This window comes from Micromonospora zhanjiangensis (assembly GCF_042650605.1).
GTDB classification, from domain to species: Bacteria; Actinomycetota; Actinomycetes; order Mycobacteriales; family Micromonosporaceae; genus Micromonospora_J; species Micromonospora_J zhanjiangensis.
In genome coordinates, this window is sequence record NZ_JBHSBN010000014.1 from 164,624 (window position 1) to 175,920 (window position 11,297).

Annotated in this window: 6 protein-coding genes; 3 read left to right on the plus strand and 3 right to left on the minus strand. The window is 70.3% G+C overall.

From position 1 onward, the window contains the following. Positions 1-417: 417 nt before the first annotated feature. From ACFOX0_RS20540 to ACFOX0_RS20550, 3 genes are all read left to right on the plus strand, one after another. Positions 418-3,264, plus strand: a complete 2,847-nt coding sequence (locus tag ACFOX0_RS20540; protein WP_377548369.1) for a PQQ-dependent sugar dehydrogenase — start codon at positions 418-420, stop codon at positions 3,262-3,264. Between the two features lie 65 nt (positions 3,265-3,329). Continuing rightward, positions 3,330-5,048: a ThuA domain-containing protein gene (locus tag ACFOX0_RS20545; protein WP_377548372.1), complete on the plus strand. Its 1,719-nt coding sequence runs from the start codon at positions 3,330-3,332 to the stop codon at positions 5,046-5,048. A 56-nt stretch (positions 5,049-5,104) separates the two neighbouring features. Continuing rightward, positions 5,105-8,002: a glycosyl hydrolase family 95 catalytic domain-containing protein gene (locus ACFOX0_RS20550; RefSeq protein ID WP_377548374.1), complete on the plus strand. Its 2,898-nt coding sequence runs from the start codon at positions 5,105-5,107 to the stop codon at positions 8,000-8,002. 123 nt (positions 8,003-8,125) lie between these two features. Here the strand turns inward: ACFOX0_RS20550 and ACFOX0_RS20555 are convergent, their stop codons facing one another. The 3 genes from ACFOX0_RS20555 to ACFOX0_RS20565 form a co-directional block, all read right to left on the minus strand. Next, positions 8,126-9,493: a ricin-type beta-trefoil lectin domain protein gene (locus tag ACFOX0_RS20555; RefSeq protein WP_377548376.1), complete on the minus strand. Its 1,368-nt coding sequence runs from the start codon at positions 9,491-9,493 to the stop codon at positions 8,126-8,128. An 88-nt stretch (positions 9,494-9,581) separates the two neighbouring features. Continuing rightward, on the minus strand, positions 9,582-10,973 hold the full coding sequence (locus ACFOX0_RS20560; RefSeq protein ID WP_377548378.1) for a ricin-type beta-trefoil lectin domain protein: 1,392 nt from the start codon (positions 10,971-10,973) through the stop codon (positions 9,582-9,584). Positions 10,974-11,058: 85 nt separating this feature from the next. Beyond that, a partial coding sequence (locus ACFOX0_RS20565; RefSeq protein ID WP_377548380.1) for an RICIN domain-containing protein occupies positions 11,059-11,297 on the minus strand: 239 nt, incomplete at its 5' end.

Sequence of the window (11,297 nt, forward strand, 5' to 3'; positions counted from 1 at the left end):
ACGGGCGCCCGCGCCGATCGACCGACGGCGGGCGGGACCGGAACGCCGACCGGCCCGCCCGCTCACCCGTCCACCCGCCCGCCGGACGCGTTCCGGTGCCGACACCGCCGATGTCGGCACCGGCACCGAAGGGACGACCGGTGCGGCGGGTGGGCGGGGCACTGGTGCGTCCACGCCGGCCTGCCACCGATGACGGTGCGAACATTCGCTCGAATGGACAAAAGATTCGCCGCCATCGTGATCACATATAGACAGACCTCACTAAACTTTCTAGGATTCCGTCTACCAACGTGAATGTTGTGTCGAGGTGACCGACGGCGCGGTCGCCCATCGACGGTGTTTCCACCCGCTTGGGCATCCGGCGCGACGGCGCGCGCCCGGCCTGGCGTTTCTCCAGTCAGGAAGGGACCGCACAGAATGTCATCCAGCACCCGACGCCGTCGCCGATCTCTGTACCGGTGGGCGGCCGGCGCCTGCGCCCTGCTGCTGGCCCCGGTTGCCGCGATCACCGCGAAGCCGGCGCCGGCACAGGCTTTTCCCATCAACGCCAGCGACTTCCAACGGGTCACGCTGGCCCGCGGCGTCGCCCAACTCGGCGAGCCCATGTCGATCGCCGTGCTGCCCGACCGGTCGGTGCTGCAGACCGCGCGGGACGGCACACTGCGCCGGGCCGACGCCGCCGGCAACGTCTCGGTCGTGGCGAGGATCCCGGTCTACACCCACGACGAGGAGGGGTTGCAGGGCGTCGGGGTCGACCCGAACTTCGCCAGCAACCGCTACATCTACCTCTACTACTCGCCGCAACTGTCCACGCCCGGCGGTGACGCGCCGGACAACGGCACCGACTTCTCGGCCTGGAAGGGCTACAACCGCCTCTCCCGGTTCACCCTGACCACCAACTGGCAGTTGCAGAACGAGACGAAGATCCTGGAGGTCGGCACCGACCGGGGCATCTGTTGTCACGTCGGCGGCGGCATCGACTTCGACGGTGCCGGCAACCTCTACCTGTCCACCGGCGACGACAGCAACCCGTTCCAGTCCGCCGGCTACTCGCCGCTGGACGAGCGGACCAACCGCAACCCCGCCTTCGACGCCCAGCGCAGCGCCGCGAACAGCAACGACCTGCGGGGCAAGATCCTCCGGATCAAGGTCAACGACGACGGGTCGTACTCGATCCCCAGCGGCAACATGTTCGCCCCCGGCACGGCCAACACCCGGCCCGAGATCTACGCGATGGGGTTCCGCAACCCGTTCCGGATCGGCGTCGACAAGGCCACCGGCATCGTCTACGTCGGCGACTACGGGCCGGACGCCGGCTCCACCAACCCCAACCGCGGACCGAGCGGGCAGGTCGAGTTCGACCGGGTCACCGCCCCGGGCAACTTCGGCTGGCCGTACTGCACCGGCAGCAACAGCACGAACGAGACGTACAACAAGTGGAACTTCGCGAACAACACCACCGGCCCGAAGTTCGACTGCGCCAACGGGCCGACCAACAGCTCACCCCGCAACACCGGCGTGAGCAAGCTGCCCAAGGCCCAACCGGCCTGGATCCGGTACGCCGGTGACGCCGGCAGCCCACCGGAGTTCGGCGGCGGCTCGGAGTCCCCGATGGGTGGCCCCGTCTACCGGTACGACCCGAACAACCCCTCCAACACCAAGTTCCCGCCGGCGTTCGACGGCTACTTCATGGCCGGTGAGTACGGCCGCGGCTGGATCAAGCCGATCAGGGTGGGCGCCGACGGCTCGTACGGCGACATCTCGAACTTCCCGTGGGGCGGCAAGCAGGTCATGGACATGAAGTTCGGGCCGGACGGCGCGCTGTACGTGCTGGACTACGGCTCCGGCTGCTGCACCGGCGACACCGGCTCGGCGATCTACCGGTACGACTACGTCGGCAGCGGCAACCGGGCGCCCACCGCCGTCGCCTCGGCCGACAGGACGTCCGGGCAGGCGCCACTGACGGTGAACTTCTCCTCGGCCGGCTCGGCCGACCCCGAGGGCGGGACGCTGCGCTACTCCTGGAACTTCGGCGACGGCACCACCAGCACCGCCGCCAACCCGGCACACACCTTCACCGCCGACGGCGTCTACAACGTCAAACTCACCGTGACCGACCCGCAGGGCGCCACCGGCACCGCCACGGTGCAGATCGGCGTCGGCAACACCGCGCCCACGGTCACCATCAACAAGCCCGCCAGCGGCCAGCTGTTCAACTACGGCGACACGGTCGACTTCGACATCACCGTGACCGACCCGGAGGACGGCACCGTCGACTGCGGCAAGGTCACCATGGCCTACCTGCTCGGGCACGACCAACACTCGCACCAGATCACCAGCAAGAACGGCTGCACCGGCTCGATCACCATCCCGATCGACGGCGAGCACGACGCGGCGGCGAACATCTACGGCGTCTTCGACGCCTCCTACATTGACGCGGGCGGCCTGACCACCCACAAGCAGCACGTCCTGCAACCGCGGCACCGGCAGGCCGAGCACTACAAGAACGCCTCCGGCGTCGCCCCGCAGGACAAGCCCGAGGCCGAGGGCGGCCGGACCGTCGGGGACATCAACAACGGCGAGTGGATCTCGTTCGACACGTACAACCTGAGCACCGCGACGTCAATCTCCGCGCGGGTCTCCTCCGCCGGCGCCGGCGGCACCATCCAGGTCCGCACCGGTTCGCCCACCGGTACGGTGCTCGGCTCGGTCACCGTACCGGTGACCGGCGGTTGGAACGTCTTCACCACCGTCACCGGCTCGATCAGCAACCCGCCGCCGGGCACCCAGACGTTGTACCTGACCTTCGCGGGCAGCGGCACCGGGGTGCTGTTCGACGTCGACGCGTTCACCTTCAACTCCGGGCCGTCCGGCGGCACGCGCACCGGTCGGGTGACCGGCCTCGGCGGCAAGTGCCTGGACATCAACGGCGCGGGCACCGCCGACGGCACGAAGATCCAGCTGTGGAGCTGCAACGGCGGGACGAACCAGACCTGGACGATCGACGGCCAGGTGTGGCGCAACCCGAACTCGAACAAGTGCCTGGACGCCACCGGCGGCGGCACGGCCAACGGAACGAAGGTCCAACTGTTCACCTGCACCGGCGGCGCCGGGCAGAACTGGGCGGCGCAGGCCGACGGTTCGGTGCGCAACCCGCAGTCGAACCGGTGCCTGGACGTGTCGGGCAACAACTCGGCCGACGGCACCCAGGTCCAGCTCTGGGACTGCAACGGCCAGGCCAACCAACGCTGGACCCTGCCCTGACGCCGAGCGGCCCCCGGCGGTGTGCCGGGGGCCGCTCCGCCCACCCCCAAGCCGAGGAGGAAATGATGCGAAGACTCAGCAGGACCATCCTGGCCCTGGGCACCGCGGCGCTGACCGCGCTGGCCGCCACCACCGTCGCCGGCCCGGCCGGCGCCGCCGACCCCGCGTACGACGTGCTGGTGTTCTCCAAGACCGCCGGCTTCCGGCACGACTCCATCCCGGCCGGCATCACGGCCATCCGCGAACTGGGCGCGGCCAACAACTTCACCGTCACCGCCACCGAGGACTCCGGCGTCTTCACCACCGCGAATCTCGCCCGGTACAGAGCGATCGTCTTCCTCAGCACCACCGGCGACGTGCTCAACGACGCCCAGCAGGCGGCGGTCGAGACGTACATCCGCGGCGGCGGCGGGTACGTCGGCGTGCACTCGGCCGCCGACACCGAGTACAACTGGCCCTTCTACGGCCAGCTCGTCGGTGCCTGGTTCGCCTCCCACCCGGCCATCCAGCAGGCGAAGGTCCGCGTCGAGGACCGCGCCCACGCCGCCACCGCACACCTGCCGCAGACCTGGACCCGGACCGACGAGTGGTACAACTACCAGACCAACGCCCGCAGCACGGCGCACGTGCTGGCGTCGCTGGACGAGTCGTCGTACTCGGGCGGGGGGATGGGGGCCGACCATCCGCACGCCTGGTGCAAGACCCTCGACGGGGGCCGGTCGTTCTACACCGGCGGTGGGCACACCATCGAGTCGTACTCCGACCCGGCGTTCCGGGCGCACCTGCTCGGCGGCATCCGGTACGCGGCCGGCCGTACCCGGGCCGACTGCCGGCCGGAGGTGGGCTACACCGCGCTCTACAACGGCAGCACGACCGGCTGGACGCAGGCCGGACCCGGCGGCTTCAGCAACACCGACGCTACCCTGTCGTCCTCCGGTGGTCTCGGGATGTACTGGTACAACACCAAGCAGTTCACCAGCTACTCGCTCAAGCTCGACTGGAAGCTCACCGGCGACGACAACTCCGGCGTGGTCGTCGGCTTCCCGGCCACCACCGACCCGCAGGCCGCGCTGGACAAGGGCTACGAGGTCCAGATCGACGCGACCGACACCCCGGACAAGACCACCGGCTCGGTCTACGGCGTGCAGGCCGCGGACATCGCCGCCCGCGACGCGGCGCTCAACCCGCCGGGGGAGTGGAACACGTACGAACTCCTGGTCGAGGGTCAACGCCTGCAGGTCTTCCTCAACGGCGTGCGGATCAACGACTTCACCAACACCAATTCGGCACGCTCGCTGGCCGGTTACGTCGGCATCCAGAACCACGGGGACGCCGATCACGTGTCCTTCCGTAACATCCGGATCAAGGACCTGGGCGGGACGACACCGCCCGGGAATCCGCGTACCGGCCGGGTGACCGGCCTGGCCGGCAAGTGCCTGGACATCAACGGCGCCGGCACCGCCGACGGTACGAAGATCCAGCTGTGGAGCTGCAACGGTCAGGCCAACCAGGTGTGGTCGATCGACGGCCAGGTGTGGCGCAACCCGAACTCGAACAAGTGCCTGGGCACCGCCGGCGGCGGCACCGGGAACGGCACCAAGGTGCAGTTGTCGACCTGCAACGGCAGCGGCGGCCAGAACTGGGCGGCCCAGTCGAACGGCTCGGTGCGTAACCCGCAGTCGAACCGGTGCCTGGACGTGTCGGGCAACAACTCGGCCGACGGCACCCAGGTCCAGATCTGGGACTGCAACGGCCAGGCCAACCAACGCTGGACCCTGCCCTGAGCGAACCGGTCACCGGCCCGGGTCGGGCCGGTGACCCCGACCCATCCGGAGTCGCGATGAATCCACCCCTGAGCCGCCGGCGTCTCATCGTCGCGGCCACGGTGGGCGCCGGCGCCGCCGCCCTGCCCTCGGCCGTTTCGGCCGGGCGGGCGGCGGCCGCCGTGCCACCACAGGTGACCCTTCCCGAACGGGGCAGCCACGACACGGCCGCCGCCACCAACTGGTCCGACGGCTTCGTCACCGGCAACGGTGAGTACGGCGCGATCCTGTACGGCACGCCGACCCTGGAGAAGGTGGTCGTCAACCACCACCGGTTCGTGCTGCCCAACGGCACCCGCCGGCTCGCCCCGCCGGTGCTGGCGAACCGGCTCGACGGGGTCCGGAACAAGGCCCTCGCGGGTGACTTCGCCGGCGCCACCACCGACTTCACCTCGGGCTGGAGCCTGCGCTACACCCAACAGTTCCATCCGGGCTACGAGTTGCGCCTCAGCACCCCGGGCATGACCACGGCCGACAACTACGCCCGGATCGTCGACTACCGGACCGGTGAGGTCAGCTCGACCTGGACCGACGGCTCCGGCACCTGGACCCGCCGCGCCTTCGTCTCCCGGGCCGATCACGTCATCGTCCACGAACTCGGCTCCGCACCGGGCCGGACCGTCGACCTCACCCTGAGCGTGAACACCGGCCTGTCCGGCGTGCCGGCATCGGTCGGCTTCACCACCCTGGCCACCATGAGCGGCGCCGACGGCTACCTGAACCTGCGGGGCACGTACCCGGCGGGCCAGGGCGCGTTCGGCTACGAGGGCGTCACCCGGGTGGTGGCGACCGGTGGCTCGGTGCGGGTGAGCGGGGCCACCATCGTGGTGACCGCGGCGACCAGGGTCCTGCTGCTGACCAAACTCGGCCGGTACGAATCGGCCACCGCGTGGGACGCCAGGCCGCTGCACGCGGCGCTGGCGGCGCTGGCCGCCGACTACCCGACGCTGCTCGCGCCGCACGTCGCCCGGCACGCCCCGCTGTACGACCGGTCCCGCCTCGACCTGCGGATCAGCCCGACCGACCGGCAACTGCCCACCGGTGAGCTCATCGCCCGGCAGAACAACAACCGGAACGTCGTCGACCTCGCCCTGCTGGAGCGGCTCTACGACTCCGGTCGGTACCTGTTCCTCAGCTCCAGCGGCGTCCTGCCGCCCCGGCTGACCGGCCTGTGGACGGGTGCCTGGGACGGCGCGTGGGCCGGCGACTTCACCACCGACGCCAACGTCAACTTCCAGGTCGCCGGCGGCAACATCCTCGACCTCACCGAGGTGATGACCGGCTACTTCGACCTGATCCTCGGCCAGCTCGGTGACTGGCGCACGAACGCCCGGAACATCTACGGCACCCGCGGCCTGCTCGCTCCGACCCGGACCGACGGCGAGGACGGGCTGATGTTCCACTTCGACGGCGGTTTCCCCGGCCACACCTGGACCGGCGGCGCGGACTGGCTGCTCTATCCGCTGCTGGAGTACTACCAGGTCACCGGGGACGCGGGGTTCTACCGCGACCGGCTCGCGCCGGCCCTGCTGGAGCTGGCGCTGTTCTACGAGGACTTCCTCACCCGCGTCGACTCCGGCGGCAGGGTCGTCTTCGTGCCCTGTTTCTCGGTCGAGAACGTCCCCGGCAACACCCGGCGGCAGTTGTCGATCAACGCCACCGGCGAGATCGCCGCCGGCCGGCACGCGCTCCGGGCCGCCATCGAGGCCGCCACCGTCCTCGGTGTCGAGCAGGGCGCCGGCCAGGGCGTACAGCGGTGGACGGCGCTGCTGGGCCGGCTACCCGACTACCGGATCAACGGTGACGGGGCGTTGGCCGAGTGGGCCTGGCCCACCCTGACCGACAACTACAACCACCGACACGCGCAGCACATGTACCCGGTGTGGCCCCTGCACGAGATCACTCCCGAGGACCGGCCCGACCTGACCGGCCCGGCCCGCCGGGCCCTGGACCTGCGCGGCGACGAGTCGCTGGAGGCGCACGGTGCCGTCCATCGTTGCCTGGCCCGGGCCCGGCTCAAGGACGGTGCGGGGGTCTACGCCAACCTGCGCAAGATCCTGGGCAACAACATGGTCTTCCGGTCGCTGATGACCTCGCACAATCCGAACCTGACCACGTACAATGCCGACGCCGCCAACTCGCTGCCGGCCATCGTGGCGGAGGCGCTGGTCTACACCAGGCCCGGCGTCCTGGAGTTGCTGCCCGCCCTTCCCGACCAACTCGCCAAGGGCACCATCACCGGCGTACGCGGGCGCTGCCGGATCCGGATCGACTCCCTCACCTGGGACGTCGGGGCCGGCACCGCGACCGCGACGGTGACCTCCGACGTCACCCAGACCGTCACGCTGATCTGCCGCCGGGGCATCTCGACAATCGACACCAGCGCACCGGTGGAAGCCTCGCCGCTGGGCGGCTTCGCCCGGCGGGTGACCCTGACCGCCGGGGTACGGACCCAGCTCACTGTCGGCCTGTCCGGTGGAGGCCCCGACCCCGGCGCCGGCACCGTGCGGCTCGTCAACCGGAACAGCGGCAAGGTGCTGGACGTCAACGGTGGCTCGACCGCCGACGGTGCCACCGTCATCCAGTGGCCGTGGAGCGGGGCCGCCAACCAGCGGTGGCGCCTGCTGGCCAACTCCGACGGCTCGTACCGACTGTCGAGCGTCGCCAGCGGAAAGGTGCTGACCAGCACCGGTGACAATCAGGGCGCCACCCTGGTCCAGTCGACCGACACCAACGGCGCCAACCAGTGCTGGAAGCTGACGCCGGCGGCCACCGCGGGCTACCAGCGGCTCGTCAACGTCCGTACCGGGTTGTGCGCGGACGTCGAGGGCGGTTCGGGCGCGGACGGCGCCCGGGTGATCCAGTGGTCGGCCAACGGTGGAGCGAACCAGGAGTGGCAGCTCGTCACGCTGTGAGACCCGGCTGCGGTGCCCGGTCGGTGCGGGTCACCCGGCAGTGCCGGCCAGAGCGACCGGCGGGCCGGTCCGGCGTGTCGAGCACGCCGGACCGGCCTCGGTGAACCAGGGCCGATCCGAGGATCAGCGCAGGCTCCACTGCTGGTTGCTCTGGCCGTTGCAGGACCAGAGGATGAGCTTCGTCCCGTTGCCCGTGCCGGCGGCGTTGGCGTCCAGGCAGAGTCCGGACTGTTGGCCGGTGATGGTGCCGTTGGCGTTGACGTTCCACTGCTGGTTGGTCTGACCGTTGCAGGTCCAGACGATGACCGCGGTGCCGTTGCTGGTGCCGCCGCCGTTCGCGTCCAGGCACAGGTTGCCGGCCAGTTGGAGCTGCCGGTTCGCGGTCGAGGTCCAGAGCTGACCGGCCTGGCCGGCGCAGTCCTGCAACTGCACCTGGGTGCCCGCGCTCTGGCTGGCCGCGGTGACGCACCGGCCCGACTGGCCGCCGACGATCTGCTTGCCCTGCCCCGGCTCCCCGGTGGGCGGCGGCGTGGTGGGCGGCTGGCTGGTCGGCGGGGTGGTGCCGTCGAACTGGGTGAAGAAGCTCCACACCACCGGCCTGGTCCAGGACCTCTCACCCGGCGCGTACGGGTCGGCCGAGCCGTCCACGGCGTTCGGCGCGTGCGGCCCGTCGAACGGCGCCCACGCCACCGGGTAACCCGCCCGGCAGCCCGAGTAGTAGGTGACGATGTGCGTCAGGCTGCCCTGCGCCGGCTCGGGCGGGTTCTGGGGGGTGCAGCCGTTGTTCCGGACGAACGTGTCGCGCAGCGACCGTCCCGTCGAGATGGGCAGCACGTTGTCCCGCAGCCCGTGGATGCCGATGTACGCGATGGGTTGCGTGCCGCCGTTGCAGCCGCTGAGCTGCCCGCCGGAGTAGACCGCGACCGCGCGGAACACCGACGCCCGGGCGCACGCGATGGCGTAACTCATCCCGCCGCCGTAGCTGAAGCCCATGGAGAACAGCTGCGTGGTGTCCACGCACAGTGCGTTCTCGATCTGCCGGACCATGTCGTCGACGAAGGTCAGGTCCTGCCCGTTCGGGTTGGCCCAGCCGTTCCCGTTGCCCTGCGGCGCGACGAAGATGGCGCTGTTGTTGGACAGCGCCCGGATCCCGTAGTAGGACCAGGGGTAGCCGCTGGTGCCGCCCGAGTCGACGTCGTTCGCGGTGCCGCCGTTCCAGTGGAACGCGAAGATCAGCCGGTACGGATGGTTGTTGTCGTAGTTGTCGGGGATCCGCAGGATGTAGGAGCGGTTCTGACCGCCGCTGGAGATCGTGCGGTTACCGCTGGTCAGGCCGGGTGCTTTGGCGCAGCCGGCGGTCGCGGCCAGGGTGCCGGGCCCGCTCGCGTACGCGTTCAGGTCGTGCCCGGAGGCGACCACGGCGCCGCCCAGCGCGAGAACCAGGCTGGCCACCCCCGCGACGACGCCACCGATGAGCCGATGTTTCGACATGCGTGATTTTCCTTCCGGTGCGGATGGCCGGCGGGCCCACGCCGGGTCTACCGGCGCGCGGCCCGTCGGACCGGGACAGGAGCGCGGCTCAGCCGCGGTTCCACTTCTGGTTGGCGCCGCCGTTGCAGGTCCACAGCTGCACGCGGGTGCCGTTCGCGGTGGCCTGGCCGTTGACGTCCAGGCAGAGCCGCGACTGGACCCCGACGACGGTGCCGTCGTCGGAGAGCATCCACATCTGGTTGACACCACCGGTGCAGTCCCAGACCTCGACCGCGGTGCCGGCGGAGGTGCCCTGGTTGCGCGCCTGCAGGCACTTGTTGCCGTACACCCGCAGCTCGGCGGCGGTGGTGGGGGTGAACGTCTGGCCGGCGCCGCCGGTGCAGTCCGCGATCTGTGTGGTCGTGCCGTTGGCCTGCGAGCCGCCGACGAGATCCAGGCAGCGGTTGGACTGCACCCCGGTCAACCGGTGGTACGTGGGCAGGCTGATCGAGCCGGTGGCGGTGTCGATGCCCCAGGAGGGGTACCAGCTCAACGCCGCGGTGCCGGTGGTGCCGTTCAACGTGACGGGCAGCCAGACCGGCACCGAGGAGTTCAGGTCGCCGGAGTTCCACCGGTCGCCGAGGTACACGTAGCTGGTCCCCGCGCTGCCCGTGACCGGCAACAGGAACGACGTCTGTGAGTTGTACGTGCGGGTGCCCGCCGGGGCCACATTGCTGAACCCGCTCCACGGGCCGGCGAGCGAGGTGGCGGTGGCGTACACGTTGTCGTTGGTGCCCCAGCCGGTCAGGTGCGAGGCCATCAGGAAGTACCGGCCACCGACCTTCGCAATCGCCGGCGACTCCAGTTCGGGGAACGAGGCCACCGCGCTCTGCGCGCTCGTGTAGTCGGCGGACAGCCGGTCGATGCGCAACTGGCCGGCCGGGTCGTCGTGCATCAGGTAGCCGGTGCCGTCGTCGTCCTTGAACAGTCCCAGGTCCCGGCTCTGCCGCCCGAGCGGCCCGGTGGCGCCGAGATAGGTGTACGGGCCGCACGGCGTGCTGCTGGTCGCCACCCCGGCCCGCCGGTCGGAGTACGAGGTGTTGTCGATGTGCAGCCACATCACGTACTTGCCGGTGGTGCTGTTGTAGAGCACCTTGGGTCGCTCGACGATCCGGCCCGCGGCCAGGTCGCCGCTGGGCTGCCGGGACAGCGCGTTGGTCTGCCGGGTCCAGTGCGTCAGGTCCGTCGAGGAGTAGCAGGCCACCGCCGTGAACGTGGATCCCGCGCTCTTGTCCTCGCCCACCATGTAGTAGGTCGAGCCGACGGTGAAGATGCCGACGCCGTGCGCCTGCAACCGGTTGCCCGCGGTGTCCGTCCACATGGTGCCCGGGGTGATGGTGCCGGTCGCCGCGCCGGCCGGCGGCGCGCCGGCCAGCACCGTCAGGACGGCGGTCAGCCCCGCGGCCAGCCTCGTGGACCACCGAGCGGTTTTCGCGTGCATGAAACCTCCCTGTTGTGGGGTGGGGGTGCGAAATTGGACGGCCGGGACGACGGGAACCGCCCCGGTCCCGGGACCGGACGCCGGGTCAGCCGCGCAGGGTCCATTTCTGGTTGGTTCCGCCGTTGCAGGTCCAGAGGATGAGTTTGGTGCCGTTGGCGGTGCCGGCGGCGTTGGCGTCCAGGCAGAGTCCGGACTGCTGGCCGGTGATGGTGCCGTTGGCGTTGACGTTCCATTGTTGGTTGGTCTGGCCGTTGCAGTCCCAGATGATCACGGCGGTGCCGTTGCTGGTGCCCTGGCCGTTGGCGTCCAGGCACTTGTTGCCGT